Consider the following 17,810-nt stretch of genomic DNA (forward strand, 5'->3'; position numbering starts at 1 on the left):
TTCCCAAGGTGATCGAGCCGTCAACGCAGTTACCCGTGACGCCCAGGACGGGGCGGTTCCTCGTCCTGGCGGGCGTCTTCATCTGCGCGGCCTGCGGTCTGGTGTACGAACTCGAACTGGTCGCCCTCGCCTCGTACTTGATCGGTGACTCGGTCACCCAGGCGTCGGTGGTCCTCTCGGTGATGGTCTTCGCCATGGGCATCGGCTCCCTGCTCGCCAAGCGCCTGCGATGCCGGGCCGCGGTCGGCTTCGGCCTGGTCGAGGCCGCGCTCGCGCTGGTCGGCGGGCTGAGCGCGATGGCGTTGTACGCGGCGTTCGCCTGGACCGGCGACCGGGGCGAGGTCTGGGCGGGCGGCTCGCGCTATCTGCTCGTCGCGTTCTCGCTCGCCATCGGCCTGCTCATCGGCGCCGAAGTGCCGCTCCTGATGGTGCTCATCCAGCGGATCAGACGGCAGGACCCCAGCGGAGCCGTGTCGGACCTGTTCGCCGCCGACTACGTGGGCGCGCTGGTGGGCGGCCTCGCCTTTCCCTTCCTCCTGCTCCCCCTGCTCGGCCAGCTGACCGGGGCGCTGATGACCGGCTCGGTCAACGCGATCGCGGGCGGCGCGCTCGTCTTCGGCCTGTTCCGGCACGACCTGAGCGTGCGCGGCCGCTGGGCGCTGCTCGTCGCGAACGTCACCGTCCTCGGCGTGCTCGCCGCCGCCGCCGTGCTCGTCGGCGACTTCGAGGCGGCGGCGCGCCGGGCGGTCTACGGCAAGGACGTGCGGGTCGCCGTGCAGACCGACGTCCAGGAAGTGGTCCTCACCGGCGGCAGGCACGATTCGCTCGACCTCTACCTCGACGGGCGGCTGCGCGTCAGCGGCCGCGACGAGCACCGCTACCACCGGGCGCTCGTCGGCCCCGCGATGAACGGCCCCCGCGCGCGCGTGCTGATCCTCGGCGGCGGCGACGGCCTCGCGGCGCGCGAGGTCCTTCGGCACCCGGGGGTGCGGCGGGTGGACGTCGTCGAACTCGATCCGGGGGTCGTGCGGCTGGCGCGCCGCGATCCGGCGCTGAGCGAGCTGAACGAGCAGGTGTACCGCGACCCCCGGGTGCGGGTGGTGCACGCCGACGCGTTCCGCTGGCTGCGCTCGCCCCCGCGTACGTACGACGTGGTGATCTCCGATCTGCCCGACCCCGGCATCACCGCGAGCACCAAGCTCTACTCCCAGGAGTTCTACGGCCTGGCGTGCCGGGCCCTGGCCGCGGGCGGACGCCTCGCCGTGCACGCGGGCCCGGTCGCGGCCAGGCCCCGCGTCTTCTGGACGGTGGAGGCGACGCTGCGGGCGGCGGGGCTGCGGACCGAGCCCTACCGCGTGGGCGGCCGGATCTCCGGGTTCGCGGCGGGCCCCGACCGGACGGCGGACGGTGCGTCGGCGCCGCGCGACTGGGGCTTCGTCCTCGCGGCGAGATCCGGCCCGGTCCTCGCACCGCACCGGACGGCCGCGCTGCTGCGGGTGGGCGTGGCGTCCGCCGAACGGACCAGGGTGCGGGGGCTGGCCCCCTCCACCCTGGTGCACCCGCGGTACGCGAACTGACGAACTGACGTACATGGTCTCGGCCACGTGGGTAGGCTCGACTGCCATGGAGCATGAGGTGTTCGTTCCGGTTCCCGCCGACCGCCTGCAGCAGGTGCTGAGCGACCCCGAGCAGGTCGCCGGGGCGGTGCCCGGCCTGCAGCGCGACGCGGACGAGTCCGCGTCGCCGCTCTCCGGCCGCCTCAAGGTGCGGGTCGGCGGCCACACGATCACGTACCGCGGCGCCGCGCGCGTGGCCGCGCGGGGCGACGGGTCCTTCGCGATCGAGGGCGAGGGTGTCGAGGTGCGGGGCGGCGGCTCGGTGAAGCTCTCGCTGTCGGTGCGGCTTGCTTCCCTCGATTCCGCCGAGGACGGTTCCGGGACCCAGGTGGTCTTCTCCGGTACGGGTGCGGGGGAGGGCCGCGTCGCCGAAAGTTCTCCACAGGCTGTGGAGGGCGCGGTGCGGCGGCTGCTCGACCGTTTCGGGGAGGGCCTGGGGCGGATGGCTTCGCCGGAGACCGAGCCGGAGCCGGAGCCGGAGCTGGAACCGGAGTCCGTGACGCTGGAGACCGAGATCGTCGAGGCGTCCTCCGTCTTCGAGACGGATGTGCCGCCGTCGTCGTTCGACGCGGAGTCCGACGAGGGCCTCGGGGACGTCGAGGAGATCCTGGTGCCGCCCGCGGAGGCCGCGCATGCCCGGCGGACGATGATCGGCCGGAGCGCGGAGGAGGTCGACCACGCGCCGCCCCGGGGGCGGTACGCGCCCGCGCCCGCCGCCGAGTCGATGTCCACGAGGGCCACGCTGCGCTGGGCCGCGCCCGCGGCCGCGGTGGCGGTGGCCTCGGCGATCGTGGTGGGCCGAGCACTTCGCCGCAGGCGCTGATTCTGGCGCGGGGACCTTGGCCGCCGTCAATCACCGGCTCCGCCGAGTTCGTCCTCAAACGCCGGACGGGCTGATAGTGGTGGGCCCCCGCGCCGAGCGGGTTTGTGGGAAGGGGTGGGGTTGGGGAAGAAGAAAAGCCCCTGCCCGTAGGGTCGACCCCGTGAGTAGCGAAGACGTGACACTGACCGCGGGTGACGCGGAAGTCACCGTGCAGCCGGGGAACGGCTGCCGGGTGGGAAGCCTCAGGATCGGCGGCGTGGAACTGCTGCGGCAGGGCGAGCGCTACGGCTGCTTCCCCATGGCCCCCTGGGCCGGCCGCATCCGCGAGGGAAAGTTCCGCAACGGCGGCACCCTCCACCAGATGCCCCTCAACTCCCCGCCCCACGCCATCCACGGTTTCGCCAGGGACGCGCCCTGGCGCACCGCCCGCGCGGGGAAGACAGAGGCCGCGTTCACGTACGACCTCACCGACCCCTGGCCCTACGAAGGCCGCGTCACCCAGCTCGTCGAGCTCACCGAGGACTCCCTCACCCTCACCCTCGGCATCGAGACGTACGGCGACTCCTTCCCCGCCCAGGCCGGCTGGCACCCGTGGTTCAACCGGAACCTCGAGCAGCAGGACGTACGCATCGGCTTCGACCCCTCCTGGCAGGAGGAGCGCGGCGACGACCACCTGCCCACCGGCCACCGCGTCGCCCCCACCCCCGGCCCCTGGGACGACTGCTTCGGCATGCCCGACGGCGTCGACGTCACGCTCACCTGGCCCGAGCGGATCGAGCTCAACGTCAAGAGCCGCGAGCAGTGGGTCGTCGTCTACGACGAGCAGGAAGCCGCCGTCTGCGTCGAGCCGCAGACCGGCCCGCCGGACGGGCTCAACACCCTGCCCCGCCTGGTCACCCCCATCGACCCCCTGGAGACGTCGACGACCTGGACCTGGACGCGGCTGAAGCAGCTTTAAGCTGGCAGGCATGACTGACGACGTACGTGGCGCCCTGCTTCAGCAGATCAAGGACAAGGCCGTGGTGCACGGCAAGGTGACCCTCTCCTCGGGTCTCGAAGCCGATTACTACATCGACCTGCGCCGCATCACCCTCGACGGCGAGGCCGCCCCCCTGGTCGGCCAGGTCCTGCTCGACCTCACCGCCGACCTCGACTTCGACGCCGTGGGCGGCCTCACCATGGGCGCCGACCCCGTCGCCGGCGCGATGCTGCACGCCTCCGCCGCCCGCGGCAAGCGGCTTGACGCCTTCGTCGTGCGCAAGGCCGCCAAGGCGCACGGCATGCAGCGCCGCGTCGAGGGCCCGGACATCAAGGGGCGCCGCGTTCTCGTCGTCGAGGACACCTCCACCACCGGCGGCTCCCCGCTGACCGCCGTCGAGGCCGTGCGCGAGGCCGGTGCCGAGGTGGTCGGTGTCGCGACCATCGTGGACCGCGCCACCGGGGCCGGCGAGAAGATCACCGACGGCGCCGGGGTGCCGTACCTCTTCGCGTACTCCAAGGACGACCTCGGCCTCAGCGACTGAGGACCCGCGTCCGGGCGGAGCCGCCCGGCACATCTGGAAAGATGGGGGCGACGATGACGTCGCCCCCTTAGGTCAGGGCCAAGCACACACCCGCACATCACAAGGAGCGGACACATGCCCATCGCAACCCCCGAGGTCTACGCCGAGATGCTGGACCGGGCGAAGGCAGGCAAGTTCGCCTACCCGGCCATCAACGTGACCTCCTCGCAGACCCTGCACGCCGCGCTGCGCGGTTTCGCTGAGGCCGAGAGCGACGGCATCATCCAGATCTCCACCGGTGGTGCGGAGTTCCTGGGCGGCCAGCACAACAAGGACATGGTGACGGGCGCCGTGGCCCTCGCCGAGTTCGCGCACATCGTCGCCGCGAAGTACGACATCACCGTCGCGCTGCACACCGACCACTGCCCCAAGGACAAGCTGGACACCTACGTCCGTCCGCTGATCGACGTCTCCGCCGAGCGCGTCAAGGCCGGCCGCAACCCGCTCTTCCAGTCGCACATGTGGGACGGCTCCGCCGAGACCCTCGCCGACAACCTGGCCATCGGCCAGGAGCTGCTCGCGAAGGCCGCCGCCGCGAAGATCATCCTCGAGGTCGAGATCACCCCGACCGGTGGCGAGGAGGACGGCGTCACGCACGAGATCAACGACGAGCTCTACACGACCGTCGACGACGCGCTGCGTACGGCCGAGGCGCTCGGCCTGGGCGAGAAGGGCCGCTACCTGCTCGCCGCCTCCTTCGGCAACGTGCACGGCGTCTACAAGCCGGGCAACGTCGTCCTGCGTCCCGAGCTCCTCAAGGACCTCCAGGAGGGCGTCGGCGCCAAGTACGGCAAGTCGGCGGGCGCGCAGCCCTTCGACTTCGTCTTCCACGGCGGCTCCGGCTCGACCGCGCAGGAGATCGCGACCGCCCTGGAGAACGGCGTCGTGAAGATGAACCTCGACACGGACACGCAGTACGCCTTCACGCGTCCCGTCGCCGACCACATGTTCAAGAACTACGACGGCGTCCTGAAGGTCGACGGCGAGGTCGGCTCGAAGAAGACGTACGACCCCCGCACCTGGGGCAAGGCCGCCGAGGCGGGCATGGCCCAGCGCGTCACCGAGGCGTGCGCGAACCTGCGCTCCACGGGCACGAAGCTGAAGTAGGCACCACCGCGTCCGCGTACGGGCCCGGCATCCTTCCCTGGGTGCCGGGCCCGTCCGCGTATGGAGCAGACTGGAACCCATGGCCATTCACAAGGATCTGCTCGGGGGACCGCCCCCGACCCACCTGCCCGACGACCCGGAGCCGCGCGAGCTCCTCGCGAACGGCGCGGCGCCCGCCGACGTCGCCGCGAAGTACCCGACCTCCTCGCTCGCCTGGGCGCAGCTCGCCGACGAGGCGTTCGAGCGCGGCAGCGTCATCGAGTCGTACGCGTACGCCCGCACCGGCTACCACCGCGGCCTCGACTCGCTGCGCCGTGCCGGCTGGAAGGGCCACGGCCCGGTGCCGTGGGAGCACGAGCCGAACCGCGGCTTCCTGCGCGCCCTGCACGGCCTCGCGCGCGCCGCGCAGTCGATCGGTGAGCAGGAGGAGTACGAGCGCTGCTCGGGCTTCCTGCGGGACTCCTCCCAGACGGCGGCCGAGACCCTGGGCTGACCGCCGGAGAAGCGCTCGACCTGCCTGGACGCCACTGTGACCAGGCAGGTCTTGCCGTTTCGTGGGATGTTGCGGAGGATGCCGGTGGGGACCGGGGCCCCCGTGTCGGTAACGGCAGGGGCGGACCGCTACCCGGAGTACGTATCAAGGAGATCGCGATGTCCCAAGAGGCGGACACCCCGAACCTCGACTTCGCAGGAACCACCCCTTACGAGGACTACGTCCAGGCGGACGTCCTCACGCACCTCCAGCACCTGCGCTCGGACGACCCCGGCGAGATGGTCTTCCTGGTCACCACCCAGGTGATGGAGCTGTGGTTCACGGTCATCGTGCACGAGTGGGAGACCGCGTCGCACGCCCTGCGCCGCGACGACATCCCCACCGCCGTGGCCGCGCTCAAGAGAAGCCTCCGCGAGCTGGAGGCGCTGAACGCCTCGTGGCGCCCGCTCGCCCAGCTGACCCCCGGGCAGTTCAACTCCTACCGTTCCGCGCTCGGCGAGGGCTCCGGCTTCCAGTCCGCGATGTACCGCCGCATGGAGTTCCTGCTCGGCGACAAGTCCGCGTCCATGCTGGTTCCGCACCGGGGCGCGCCGCGCGTCCACGCGGAGCTGGAGAAGGCGCTCCAGGAGCCGAGCCTGTACGACGAGGTGCTCGCCCTGCTCGCCCGCCGCGGCCACGCCGTCCCCGCCGCCGTGCTCCAGCGCGACCTGACGCAGAGGTACGAGCCGTCGCCCGAGGTCGAGAAGGTGTGGACGGACCTCTACGCAGGGGACGAGCACGACGAACTCGCCCGCCTGGGCGAGACGTTGACGGACGTCGCCGAGCTGGTGTGGCGCTGGCGCAACGACCACCTGGTGGCGACGCGCCGCGCGATGGGCTCCAAGACGGGCACGGGCGGCTCGGCGGGCGTGGCCTGGCTGGAGAAGCGCGCGACGAAGAACGTGTTCCCCGAGCTGTGGACTGCGAGGAGCCATGTCTGAGACCGGCCTCAGGGCGCGGGCGGCACAGCGGGACGCCGAGGACGAACTCCGCGCGAAGCGCAAGGAGTTCGTCCTGGACGACACCGTCTACCTGGACGGGAACTCGCTGGGCGCGCTGCCCGCCGTCGTCCAGGAGCGGGTCGCGGACGTCGTCTCCCGCCAGTGGGGCCGGCTGCGCATCCGGTCCTGGGACGAGAGCGGCTGGTGGACCGCCCCCGAGCGCATCGGCGACCGCATAGCCCCCCTGGTGGGGGCCGCCCCCGGCCAGATCGTCGTCGGCGACTCGACGAGCGTGAACGTCTTCAAGGCGCTCGTCGCGGCCGTGCGCATGGTCCGTGACTCGGACGAGGGGCGCGACGAGATCGTCGTTGACGCGACGACCTTCCCCACGGACGGGTACATCGCCCAGTCCGCCGCGCGGATGACCGGCTGCCGTCTGGTGCCGGTAGCGCCGGGCGAGGTGCGCGGTGTTCTCGGCCCGCGCACGGCGGCCGTGCTGCTCAATCACGCCGACTACCGCACCGGACGCCTGCACGATCTGCCCGGCCTGACGTCGGCCGTGCACGACGCGGGCGCGCTCGTGGTGTGGGACCTGTGCCACACCGCGGGAGCGCTGCCCGTCGGGCTCGACGCGCACGGCGTGGACCTCGCGGTCGGGTGCACCTACAAGTACCTGAACGGGGGGCCGGGCTCACCCGCGTACATCTACGTACGGGCGGATCTCCAGCCCCGCTTCGACTCCCCGCTGCCCGGCTGGAACTCGCACGCCGAGCCCTTCGGGATGCGGCCGGAGTTCGAGGCGGCCGACGGCGCGGTGCGCGGGCGGGTCGGCACGCCCGACATCCTCTCGATGCTGGCCCTCGACGCGGCGCTCGACGTCTGGGACGGGGTGTCCATCGAGTCCGTACGGGCCAAGTCCCTCGCCCTGACGGACTTCTTCGTCGAGTGCGTGCGGGCCTATGTCCCCGAGGGCCGGGTCGAGGTGCTCACCCCGGCCGCCCACGCGGAGCGCGGCAGCCAGGTCGCCCTGCGGTGCGAGGACGCGGGCGACGTGATGCGGCGCCTGGTCGAGCAGGGCGTGGTCGGCGACTTCCGGGCGCCGGACGTGCTGCGGTTCGGCTTCACTCCGTTGTACGTCGGCTTCGCCGATGTGGAGCGGGCGGCCGGTGTGCTGGCGCGGACGTTGGGCGAGGCGAAGGGCCTGTAGCCCGGCACGGATTCCGTCCCGGATTCCGCCCTGGGTTCCGCCCCTTTCCGGGCGGGATCCGGGGTGGCTCCCCGGTATCGGGAAGGGGCGGGGTAGGGGAAGATCAAAAGATCAGGACCCCCCAGCACATCCACTGCCCCCGCCCCCACCCGCAGAGAGGTTGTCGCATGCCGGACGACGCCGCCGCAGCCCGCGTTGCCGCCGTCGAGGCCGATGCCGCCGAGGCCGACGCCGCCTTCTCGCACCCCGCGGTGCCGCCCGACGCCACCGCCGCGTACGGCGAACATCCCGACCAGGTGGTCGACTTCTACGGACCCCGGATCGCCACGGAGGCCCCCGCCCCCCTCGTCGTCGCCCTGCACGGCGGCGCCTGGCGCGCCCCGTACGACCGGCAGCACCTCACGCCCTTCGTGGACTTCCTGGCCAGACGAGGCTTCGCCGTGGCCAACGTCGAGTACCGGCGGGGCAGTTCGATCCCCGCCCAGGGCGGCGGCCCCGCCGCGGGCCGCTGGCCGGAGACCTTCGACGACGTCGCCGCGGCCTTCGACGCGCTGCCCGCGCTCGTGGCCGAGTTCCTGCCGTCGGCCGACATCCGCCGCACCGTCGTCACCGGCCACTCCGCGGGCGGCCACCTCGCCCTCTGGGCCGCGTCGCGGCACGTGCTGCCCACCGGCTCCCCGTGGCGCATCGACCGGCCGGCCCCCTTCCGGGGCGTCGTGGCCCTCGCGCCGATCGCGGACCTCCGTGCCGCGCGGGAGCTGGACGTCTGCTCGGACGCCCCCGTCCAACTCCTCGGAGGCGAGGGGAAGTTCGAGGAGCGGCTCGCGCACGCCGACCCGGCGGCCCTGCTGCCGACGGGCATCGCCACGGCCATCGTCCAGGGGCGTACCGACATCGTCGTGCCGCAGGCCGTCTCCGAGGCGTACGCCGACGCCGCGGCGAAGGCGGGCGAGGTCGTCGGGGTCACGCTCCTCGAAGACGTCGGGCACTTCCCGCTGATCGACCCGGCGGCCGACGCGTGCGCGGTGGTCGCGGAGGAGATCGCACAGCTGGCGTTCTGAGGCCGGGCTACGGGACTCAGACCTCTACCAGGAGCTCCCGTAGCCCCCGGATCACGAAGTTCGGCCTGCGCTCCGGCTCCGCGGCGAGCTTCAGGTCCGGCGCCCGGCGGATCAGCGCGCCCAGCGACGCCGCGAGCTCGATGCGGGCCAGGGGTGCGCCGATGCAGTAGTGGATGCCCGCGCTGAAGGAGATGTGCGGGTTCTCGGCGCGGGCCAGGTCCAGTTCGGCGGGGGCGGTGAACACCGCCGGGTCGTGGTTGGCCGAGCCGAAGAGGAGGGCGACCTCGCTGCCGCGCGGGATCACGGTGCCGTCGATCTCGATGTCGTCCAGGACCCACCGCTCGAAGAGCTGCAGCGGGGTGTCGTAGCGCATCAGCTCCTCCACGGCGGTGGGGATCAGCGCTCCGGGGTCCGCGCGCAGGGCGGCCAGCTGGGCCGGATGACGGAAGAGCGCGTGCCAGCCGTTGACGGTGGCGTTCACCGTCGCCTCGTGCCCCGCGTTGAGCAGCAGCACGCAGGTGGAGATCATCTCCTGCTCGCTGAGCGACTCCCCGCCCTCGTACGCGGCGATGAGCCCCGAGATCAGGTCGTCGCCGGGCTTCTCGCGCCGCACGGCGATGAGTTCGCGCAGGTACGCGGAGAATTCGAGCGAGGCGGTGACCGCGCGGGCGGCGGTCTCCTCGGAGGGGTTCAGCTCGTACATCCCGCAGATGTCGCCCGACCAGGGCCGCAGCTGGTCCCGGTCGGACTCCGGGATGCCCAGCATCTGCGCGATGACGGCCACCGGCAGCGGCTCGGCGACGCGCGCCGCCAGGTCCCCGCCCCCGTCGGCCACCAGATCCCGTACCAGCCGGTCGGCCAACTCCTCGACGTACGGCTTGAGTTGCTCCACGGTGCGCGGCGTGAAGGCCTTCGACACCAGGCGCCGGATGCGGGTGTGGGTCGGCGCCTCCAGGTCGAGCATGCCGTTGTCGTTCAGGACGTGGAACGGCTCGTGCTCGGGCGGCGGCGCCTGCCGCCCGAATTCCTCGTGCGTGAACCGGTGCAGATAGGTCCGCCCGAGCCGCCGGTCCCGCAGCAGGGCCGACACGTCCGCGTGGTGCGGGACGAGCCACTGGTCGGTGGGCTCGAAGTGGTGCACCCGCCCGGCGGCCCGCAGCCGCGCGTAGGCCGGGTAGGGGTCGGCGATGAACTCCGGCGACCAGGGGGCGAAGGCGGCGATGGAGGCGACGGGAGCGGAGTGGGCGTCCATGAGGGGACGGTAGTCGGGGTCAGCCGGGGGTGACCAGCCTTGCCTCGTACGCGAAGACCGCCGCCTGGGTGCGGTCCCGCAGGCCCAGTTTCACCAGGATGCGGCTCACGTGGGTCTTGATCGTGGACTCGGCGACCACGAGGCGCGATGCGATCTCCCCGTTGGACAGGCCCTGCGCGATGAGGACGAGGACCTCCGTCTCGCGCTCGGTGAGCTCGCCGTACTGCTGGGCCTGGACCGTGGCCGACAGGCGTGGCGTCTCGCCGAGCTTGGAGAACTCGGTGATGAGGCGGCGCGTGACGGAGGGGGCGAGCAGGGCTTCCCCGGCGGCCACCACCTTCACCCCGTCGGCGAGCTGGCGTGCCGAGGCGTCCTTGAGGAGGAAGCCGGAGGCGCCCGCGCGCAGCGCCTGGTAGACGTACTCGTCGAGGTCGAAGGTGGTGAGGACGAGGACCTTCGACGTGACGTCCGCCGCGACGATCTCGCGGGTCGCCTCGATGCCGTTCAGGACGGGCATGCGGATGTCCATCAGGACGACGTCCGGGGAGAGTTCGCGGACCCGGTCGACCGCCTCGCGGCCGTTGACGGCCTCTCCGACGACCTCGATGTCCGGCATCGCGTTGAGCAGGACGGAGAAGCCCTCGCGGACCATCATCTGGTCGTCGGCGATCAGTACGCGGATCGTCATTCCTGGCCTCCGGTGGGCTCCGACGCGGACGCGACGGGCAGGAACACGGTGACTTCGTAGCCGCCGTCGGCGGTCTCGTCGGTCGTCATCTCGCCGTCCAGCATCGTGACGCGCTCGCGCATGCCGGTGATGCCGTGGCCGGCCCCGGGTGAGGGCTTGACCATGCCGGTCGCGGGCCCGTTGACGATGCGCAGACCGAGGCCTCCCAGCACGTATCCGACCTCGACGCGGGCCGTGGCGCCGGGGGCGTGGCGCAGGGTGTTGCTCAGCGCCTCCTGGACGATGCGGTACGCGGAGAGCTCGACGCCCTGCGGGAGTTCGCGGACCGCGCCGGTGACGACCTTCTCGACGTCAAGGCCGGTCTCGCGGACGTTCGCGATGAGCCGGTCGAGGTCGCCGAGGGTGGGCTGCGGGGCGTCCGGCGCCTCGTAGTCCTCCGCGCGTACGACACCGAGGACGCGGCGCAGCTCCGTCAGCGCGGCCACGGCGTTCTCGCGGATCGTGACGAAGGCCTGTTCCAGCTCGGGGGGCGGGTTCTCGACGCGGTAGGGCGCGGCCTCCGCCTGGATGGCGACCACCGACATGTGGTGGGCGACGACGTCGTGCAGTTCGCGGGCGATCGTCGTGCGCTCCTCCAGGAGCGTGCGCTTGTCGCGCTCGATCGCGGTGACCGTCCGCTGCACGGTGACCTCGCGGTGGGCCTCGCGGCGGATGTGCACGAGGGAGGCGGCGAGGAGGAGGAGGGCGGAGAAGAAGAGCATCTCCGGGAGGTTCGTGGTGTAGCCCGGGCTGAGGAAGACCTCGGCGGCGACGCCGTAGAGGGCGGTGCCCACCCACATCCACGCGGCGGTGCGGGGGCGGGTCCGCAGGGTGATCACGGTCATCACGGCGAGGTGCGCGAGGAAGAGGCTGGCGGTCCACGGATAGCCGTCCCAGCCGCCGCTGAGGGCGCCGGCGAAGGGCGAGACCGCGATCAGGGCCCACCAGGCACCGACGGGCCTGAGGAGGGTCATGCCGACGGCGGCGGCCGGGACGAGGCCGGTGACGATGTAGTCGAGGCCGCCGGATTCCTCGGAGTAGGCGATGGCGAAGGTGAGGAAGGCGGCGGCCATGACCGCGGCGTGCGGGGCCCAGCCCGCGTACTGGCGTATGCGGGCGGGAAGACGCCGGATCACGGGTCCGTCCGTACGCATCATGGGCAGCGGTCGGTAGGCGAAGGCGCCCCGGAAGAGATCCTGCCGAAGCCCTCCGAGCGCACCCACGGCCAGCTGGACCTCTGGGCTGCGGGTACTGCTGGGGGCGGTCTTGGTCGCATCAGTCACGCTTACGAAGGTACGGGGGCGGGCAGGGGCGGTCGTCCCCTCAGGGACGGGTTCTCCGGGGTCCGTCGCAGGTACTACGCGGGGACGCGGGCGCGGGGCAATCGGGCGGGCGGGCGGGAAAGGCCTGTTCGTCCAGGGGCGGATGCGGGGCAATCGGGCGGGTGGGCGGGAAGGGCCTGTTCGTCCAGGGATGGATGCGGGGTGATCGGGCGGGTGGGCGGGAAGGCCTGTTAGGGCAGGAGACTGCGGGGCTACGTCGTCAGGTCACGGCGGCGCAGGCCGGCCAGACCGAGGGAGGCCAGCGCCGCCGCAAGGGCGAGGAGCGCCCCCACTGGGCCCCAGGTCACCGCGGAGCCCGGCAGCTTCGGCAGGTGGCCGAAGGGCGACAGGTCCAGCACCAGCTCCGGAAGGTCCAGCGCGGGGCCGAGCCAGCCGATGGCCAGGCAGACCCCCGCCACCCCCCAGGCAGCCACCGCAGCCCGCGGGAACGCCCCCACCAGGAGCACGGCGAGCCCGCCGAGCGCCCAGATCGCCGCCACCTGCACCAGGCACGCCCCCATGATCGGCCCGAGGTCATCCCCGTACCCGAGAGCCAGTCCCGCCCCGCCCACCAGCATCAGCAGCAGCGCGCCGCCGAAGGCGATCAGCAGATGGCCCGCGGCCCACCGCAGCCGGCCCACCGAGCCCGCGAGGACCGGCTCCGCCCGCTGCGACGTCTCCTCGCCGTGCAGCCGCAGCACGGAGGCGACGACGTACAGCGAGGCGACCATCCCCAGCATGCCGACCATCGTGGCGAGGAAGGCGTCCGTGAGGCCGGACTGGCCGCCCATGCGCTCGATGACGTCGCGGGTGTTCTGGTTGTCGCCCACGATGTCCGCCGCGCCCTCGGTCATCCCGCCGAACACCACCCCGGCGATCAGGAAACCGAGCCCCCAGCCGAGCACGCTGCCCCGCTGCAGCCGCCACGCGAGCCCGCCCGCGGTGGCGATCGAGCCCTGCGCGGGACCGGGCCGGGTCGGCAGGAAGCTCATGCCGACGTCGCGCCGCCCCGCAAGCGCGTACGCGACCGCGCCCTGCGCCACGATCGCGGCGGCGGTCAGGAGCAGCACCCACCACCGCTCCCCGGCGAAGGCCCGGACGTTCTGCGCCCACCCCAGCGGGGAGAGCCAGGTCAGCACGGATTCGCCGCCCCGCGTTCCCGCGTCACCGGCCGCCTTGAGCACGTACGCGGCGCCCAGCAGTCCCGCGGTCAGCCCCTTGGCGAGCCGCGCGCTCTCCGTGAACTGGGCGACGATCGCCGCCATGGTGGCGAAGAGCATGCCGGTGCCCGCGACGCCGAGCCCGAGAGCGAGCGCCCCGGCCGAGCCCTGCCCGGCCAGGCCCCCGGCGATGAGCAGCCCGACGGCAGCGTTCGCCACGAACGCGGCGAGCAGCGCCGCGGTCAGCGGCGCGCGCCGCCCCACCATCGCGGCGGAGACCATCTCCTGGCGCCCCGTCTCCTCCTCCTCGCGGGTGTGCCGTACGACGACGATCAGGCTCATCGCGGCGGCGAGGATCGCGGCGTACACGCCGATGCGCCAGGCGGAGAGCGCGCCGGTGGAGTCCCCGAACACCGGCGAGTAGAGCGCCCGCATCGAGGAGTTGGCGTTCATCGACCGCATGGCGTCGGCCCGCTCGGCGGCCGTGCCGTACGTCTGCTCCAGGGCGCCCGGCATCGAGAGGACCACCCCGGCGACGACGAGGACCCAGACGGGCAGCATGACGCGGTCGCGGCGCAGGGCGAGCCGCAGCAGGGCGCCGGTACCGGCGAGGTGACGCGCCCCGCCGGGGCGCGGGGTGAACGCGGAGGCCGCGGCGGTGGCGGTCATCGCGCACCCGCCGCTTCGGTGACACCGCCGGCCCGCACGTCGTCCTGGTAGTGCCGCAGGAAGAGTTCCTCAAGGGTGGGCGGCGTGGAGATCAGCGACCGGACCCCGGCCTCGGTCAGCGCCCGCAGCACCGCGTCCAGCTTGTCGGTGTCGACATGGAGCTTGACGCGGTTCCCGGACACGTCGACGTCGTGCACGCCGGGCAGCCGCCCGAGCCCGTTGGGCGGCCCCGCGAGCTCGGCGGTGACGCTGGTCCGCGTCAGATGGCGCAGGTCGGCCAGCGAACCGGTCTCGACGGTCTGCCCGTTCCTGATGATGCTGACGCGGTCGCAGAGGCTCTCCACCTCGCTGAGGATGTGCGAGGACAGGAGGATCGTGCGTCCCCGGTCGCGCTCCTCCTCGACGCACGCCTGGAAGACCTCCTCCATGAGCGGGTCGAGCCCTGAGGTGGGTTCGTCGAGGATCAGCAGGTCGACGTCGGACGCGAAGGCGGCGACGAGGGCGACCTTCTGCCGGTTGCCCTTGGAGTACGTACGCCCCTTCTTGGTGGGGTCGAGTTCGTACCGCTCGACGAGGTCGGCCCTGCGCCCCTGGTCGAGGCCGCCGCGCAGCTTCCCGTACAGATCGATGACCTCGCCGCCGGAGAGGTTGCGCCACAGGGTGACGTCACCGGGCACGTACGCCACCCGCCGGTGCAGTTCCACCGCGTCGTTCCACGGGTCCTTGCCGAGCAGCTGGGCGGCGCCGGAGTCGGCGCGGAGCAGGCCGAGGAGGACCCGGATGGTCGTGGACTTCCCCGCGCCGTTGGGGCCGAGGAAGCCGTGGACCTCGCCGGTCTCGACGTCGAGGTCCAGGCCGTCAAGCGCGTGCGTCCGGCCGAACGACTTGTGCAGTCCGGAGACGGTGATTGCCTTCGTCATGTTTCGGAACGTACGCTACTTTCACAAACTTGTGAAGTTAAGGAAGCGTATAAACTTGACCACGTCCGGCGAGCAGGGGAGATGATCGGCAGATGCCCAAAAGGTCCGACGAAGAGGCGGTACGTGACGACGAGGTCGTCTCACGTTTCGTGGAGCAGTTCGCCGCGCAGCTGGTCGAGGCGGGCATGCCGAGGATGCCCGCGCGGATCTTCGCGGCGCTCCTCGCGTCGGACTCGGGCGCACTGACCTCGGCGGAGCTGGGCGAACGGCTTCAGGTGAGCCCGGCGGCGGTGTCGGGCGCCGTCCGCTACCTCACGCAGCAGCACATGGTGGCCAGGGAGCGCGACCCCGGCTCCCGGCGGGACCTCTTCCGGGTGCACAGCAACCAGTGGTACGAGGCGCTCGCCAACCGTGACGGGGTGCTCAAGCGCTGGGAGTCGGCCCTGCGCGAGGGCGTCACGAGCCTCGGCCCCGACACTCCGGCGGGCCGGCGCATGGCGGAGACGCTCGCCTTCTTCGAGTTCGTCGAGCACGAGATCGCGGGAATGCTGGTGCGGTGGCGGGAGCACCGGGAGACCTTGTTCGGCAAGTAGGCCGCGCTGCCCCGCCCCTTCGCGGCTGCGGGACCCCCGGCGGTCACCGAGGCAGCATCAAGCCCCAGGCATCGGTCCGCACCGCCCAGGTCCGGGTCCGCACAGGGCCCCCGACCATCGCGTCCGCCCGGTAGCGGAAATCGGGCCCGGACACCGTTATCGTCCGCGCCCGCACCCGCAGGGCCTCCGCCGCCGCGCCCACCGAGGTGGGCCGGACCTCGACCTCCGCGAGGCCGTCGGCCCCCGGACGCACCGAGACCCCCTCCACCGGCTGGTCCAGGTCCACCACGACCACCCCGTCCGCCTCCACCCGCAGCCGCGCGGGCGCGGGACCGGGGGCGGACGCGACGCGCGAGGGGCGCGCGAGGGTGCGGACGAAGGACTGGCACGTACGCAGCCAGGGGTGGCCGTCCACCGCCGTGCTCCCGGACGCCGACGCGGTGACGGGCGGGATGCGCAGGGTCCCCAGGACCACGCCGTCGCTGTCGTCCACGAGCAGATCAAGCCGCCGCTCGACCCCTTCGAGCACCGCACGGGCCGCCGCGACGGCCCCCGCGGGCACTCCGAGGGACCGGGAAAGCAGCTGGGAAGCCCCCACCGGAACGACCGAAACCGCACACGAATCGAGCTCCCGCTCGCGGTGCAGGACCGTGACGGCGCGCAGCAGCGCCCGGTCGTCGCCGATCACCACGGGACGCCGCGTACCCCTTCTGGCCAGGGCTTTCGCGAAATCCTCCGGCCCTTCCGGCAGGCAGATCCGGACGGCCGCACCCGCGCCGAGCACGTCCTTCGCGATCCGTACCGACTCACCGTCCGTGCGCCGGGCGACCGGGTCGATGACGACTAGCAGCTGGTCGCGAGCCGACAACGTGCGCCCCTTTTCTGAGTCCTCGGGTAGCATCTTTGTGCAAGAGCCCCTTGCGCTATTGCGCCAGGGGCTTCGTCTATTCCGGGGCAGCATCCAAGGCACACCCATATGGCGGCTACGGCCCCTGACCTTGGACATGCCCCGCCCGGAAGGGGTGTACGCCTGTGCCCGCACTTGTGCTGCTCGGTGCTCAGTGGGGTGACGAAGGCAAGGGAAAGGCCACCGACCTGCTCGGTGGCTCCGTGGACTATGTAGTGCGATACCAGGGCGGCAACAACGCCGGCCACACGGTCGTCGTAGGCGACCAGAAGTACGCGCTGCATCTCCTCCCTTCCGGGATTCTCTCCCCGGACTGCGTGCCTGTCATCGGCAACGGAGTCGTCGTCGACCCGTCGGTCCTGCTCTCCGAGCTGAGCGGTCTGAACGAGCGCGGCGTCGACACGTCGAAGCTGCTGATCAGCGGTAACGCGCACATCATCACGCCGTACAACGTGACCGTCGACAAGGTGACGGAGCGCTTCCTCGGCAAGCGCAAGATCGGCACGACCGGCCGCGGCATCGGCCCGACGTACGCCGACAAGATCAACCGCACCGGCATCCGCGTCCAGGACCTCTACGACCAGTCGATCCTGGAGCAGAAGGTCGAGGCGGCCCTCGAGGTCAAGAACCAGCTCCTCACCAAGCTCTACAACCGCCGCGCCATCGAGGTCGGCCAGATCGTCGAGCAGCTCCTGGAGCACGGCGAGAACATCAAGCGGTACGTCGCCGACACCACCCTGATCCTCAACAACGCGCTCGACGAGGACAAGGTCGTCCTCTTCGAGGGCGGCCAGGGCACGCTCCTGGACGTGGACCACGGCACGTACCCCTTCGTCACCTCCTCGAACCCGACCGCGGGCGGCGCCTGCACGGGTACGGGCGTCGGCCCGACGAAGATCAGCCGCGTCATCGGCATCCTGAAGGCGTACACCACGCGCGTCGGCGCGGGCCCGTTCCCGACGGAGCTCTTCGACCAGGACGGCGAGGACCTGCGCCGCATCGGCGGCGAGCGCGGTGTCACCACCGGCCGCGACCGGCGCTGCGGCTGGTTCGACGCGCCGATCGCGCGCTACGCGACCCGCGTGAACGGCCTGACGGACTTCTTCCTGACGAAGCTGGACGTCCTGACGGGCTGGGAGCAGATCCCGGTCTGCGTCGCGTACGAGATCGACGGCAAGCGCGTCGAGGAACTCCCGTACAACCAGACCGACTTCCACCACGCGAAGCCGGTCTACGAGATGCTGCCCGGCTGGTCCGAGGACATCACCAAGGCGCAGACCTTCTCCGACCTGCCGAAGAACGCGCAGGGTTACGTGAAGGCGCTCGAGGAGATGTCGGGCGCGCCGATCTCCGCGATCGGCGTCGGTCCGGGCCGCACGGAGACGATCGAGATCAACTCGTTCATCTAGCG

General features: G+C 72.0%; 17 protein-coding genes. 11 read left to right on the forward strand and 6 right to left on the reverse strand.

All coding sequences use genetic code 11. The features are described from left to right. Positions 1 to 8: 8 nt before the first annotated feature. From ACIGXX_RS14830 to ACIGXX_RS14870, 9 genes are all read left to right on the forward strand, one after another. Positions 9 to 1,577 (forward strand): polyamine aminopropyltransferase, encoded by a 1,569-nt coding sequence (locus ACIGXX_RS14830; RefSeq protein ID WP_351167050.1) that lies wholly within the window; start codon positions 9 to 11, stop codon positions 1,575 to 1,577. A 46-nt stretch (positions 1,578 to 1,623) separates the two neighbouring features. Continuing rightward, entirely contained in the window at positions 1,624 to 2,439 is an 816-nt protein-coding gene (locus ACIGXX_RS14835) for an SRPBCC domain-containing protein (RefSeq protein ID WP_399975741.1), read from the forward strand. 160 nt (positions 2,440 to 2,599) lie between these two features. Beyond that, positions 2,600 to 3,397, forward strand: coding sequence for an aldose 1-epimerase (locus ACIGXX_RS14840; RefSeq protein WP_351167046.1), 798 nt, complete (start codon positions 2,600 to 2,602; stop codon positions 3,395 to 3,397). Between the two features lie 10 nt (positions 3,398 to 3,407). Beyond that, the gene (pyrE, locus tag ACIGXX_RS14845) at positions 3,408 to 3,962 is read left to right on the forward strand and encodes an orotate phosphoribosyltransferase (protein ID WP_361466389.1); all 555 of its coding nucleotides are present in this window, start codon (positions 3,408 to 3,410) and stop codon (positions 3,960 to 3,962) included. A gap of 114 nt (positions 3,963 to 4,076) precedes the next feature. Beyond that, entirely contained in the window at positions 4,077 to 5,108 is a 1,032-nt protein-coding gene (fbaA, locus tag ACIGXX_RS14850; protein ID WP_351167042.1) for a class II fructose-bisphosphate aldolase, read from the forward strand. A 79-nt stretch (positions 5,109 to 5,187) separates the two neighbouring features. Continuing rightward, positions 5,188 to 5,601 carry a DUF3151 domain-containing protein gene (locus ACIGXX_RS14855; RefSeq protein ID WP_351167040.1) on the forward strand — a complete coding sequence of 138 codons (414 nt, stop codon included), beginning with the start codon at positions 5,188 to 5,190 and terminating at the stop codon, positions 5,599 to 5,601. Between the two features lie 158 nt (positions 5,602 to 5,759). After that, entirely contained in the window at positions 5,760 to 6,581 is an 822-nt protein-coding gene (locus tag ACIGXX_RS14860) for a tryptophan 2,3-dioxygenase family protein (protein ID WP_351167038.1), read from the forward strand. Then, entirely contained in the window at positions 6,574 to 7,788 is a 1,215-nt protein-coding gene (gene kynU, locus ACIGXX_RS14865) for a kynureninase (RefSeq protein ID WP_351167036.1), read from the forward strand. The genes ACIGXX_RS14860 and kynU overlap by 8 nt, the downstream gene beginning before the upstream one ends. 167 nt (positions 7,789 to 7,955) lie before the next feature. Then, positions 7,956 to 8,849 carry an alpha/beta hydrolase family protein gene (locus tag ACIGXX_RS14870; RefSeq protein WP_399975747.1) on the forward strand — a complete coding sequence of 298 codons (894 nt, stop codon included), beginning with the start codon at positions 7,956 to 7,958 and terminating at the stop codon, positions 8,847 to 8,849. 16 nt (positions 8,850 to 8,865) lie between these two features. Here ACIGXX_RS14870 and ACIGXX_RS14875 read toward each other — a convergent pair whose 3' ends face one another. The 5 genes from ACIGXX_RS14875 to ACIGXX_RS14895 all read right to left on the reverse strand — a co-directional run bounded on the left by ACIGXX_RS14875 (position 8,866) and on the right by ACIGXX_RS14895 (position 14,899). Next, entirely contained in the window at positions 8,866 to 10,101 is a 1,236-nt protein-coding gene (locus tag ACIGXX_RS14875) for a cytochrome P450 (RefSeq protein ID WP_361466384.1), read from the reverse strand. Positions 10,102 to 10,120: 19 nt separating this feature from the next. Next, positions 10,121 to 10,789, reverse strand: a complete 669-nt coding sequence (locus ACIGXX_RS14880) for a response regulator transcription factor (RefSeq protein ID WP_351167030.1) — start codon at positions 10,787 to 10,789, stop codon at positions 10,121 to 10,123. Further along, entirely contained in the window at positions 10,786 to 12,111 is a 1,326-nt protein-coding gene (locus tag ACIGXX_RS14885) for a sensor histidine kinase (protein WP_399975752.1), read from the reverse strand. Before ACIGXX_RS14885 ends, ACIGXX_RS14880 begins: the two co-directional genes overlap by 4 nt. A gap of 251 nt (positions 12,112 to 12,362) precedes the next feature. Further along, a complete protein-coding gene (locus ACIGXX_RS14890) occupies positions 12,363 to 13,979 on the reverse strand; it encodes an ABC transporter permease (RefSeq protein WP_399975755.1) in 1,617 nt (538 codons plus the stop codon). Continuing rightward, entirely contained in the window at positions 13,976 to 14,899 is a 924-nt protein-coding gene (locus tag ACIGXX_RS14895; protein ID WP_399975758.1) for an ATP-binding cassette domain-containing protein, read from the reverse strand. The genes ACIGXX_RS14890 and ACIGXX_RS14895 overlap by 4 nt, the downstream gene beginning before the upstream one ends. 92 nt (positions 14,900 to 14,991) lie before the next feature. Here ACIGXX_RS14895 and ACIGXX_RS14900 point away from each other — a divergent pair, with 92 nt between their 5' ends. Further along, positions 14,992 to 15,492 carry a MarR family transcriptional regulator gene (locus ACIGXX_RS14900; protein WP_351167022.1) on the forward strand — a complete coding sequence of 167 codons (501 nt, stop codon included), beginning with the start codon at positions 14,992 to 14,994 and terminating at the stop codon, positions 15,490 to 15,492. 43 nt (positions 15,493 to 15,535) lie between these two features. Here the strand turns inward: ACIGXX_RS14900 and ACIGXX_RS14905 are convergent, their stop codons facing one another. After that, positions 15,536 to 16,393 (reverse strand): diacylglycerol kinase family protein, encoded by an 858-nt coding sequence (locus ACIGXX_RS14905; protein WP_383815838.1) that lies wholly within the window; start codon positions 16,391 to 16,393, stop codon positions 15,536 to 15,538. Positions 16,394 to 16,524: 131 nt separating this feature from the next. On the opposite strand from ACIGXX_RS14905, the gene ACIGXX_RS14910 reads away from it, so the two are divergent. Continuing rightward, entirely contained in the window at positions 16,525 to 17,808 is a 1,284-nt protein-coding gene (locus ACIGXX_RS14910) for an adenylosuccinate synthase (RefSeq protein WP_351167018.1), read from the forward strand. Positions 17,809 to 17,810: the final 2 nt, after the last annotated feature.

This window comes from Streptomyces sp. NPDC055243 (assembly GCF_044544025.1).
Taxonomy (GTDB): Bacteria; Actinomycetota; Actinomycetes; order Streptomycetales; family Streptomycetaceae; genus Streptomyces.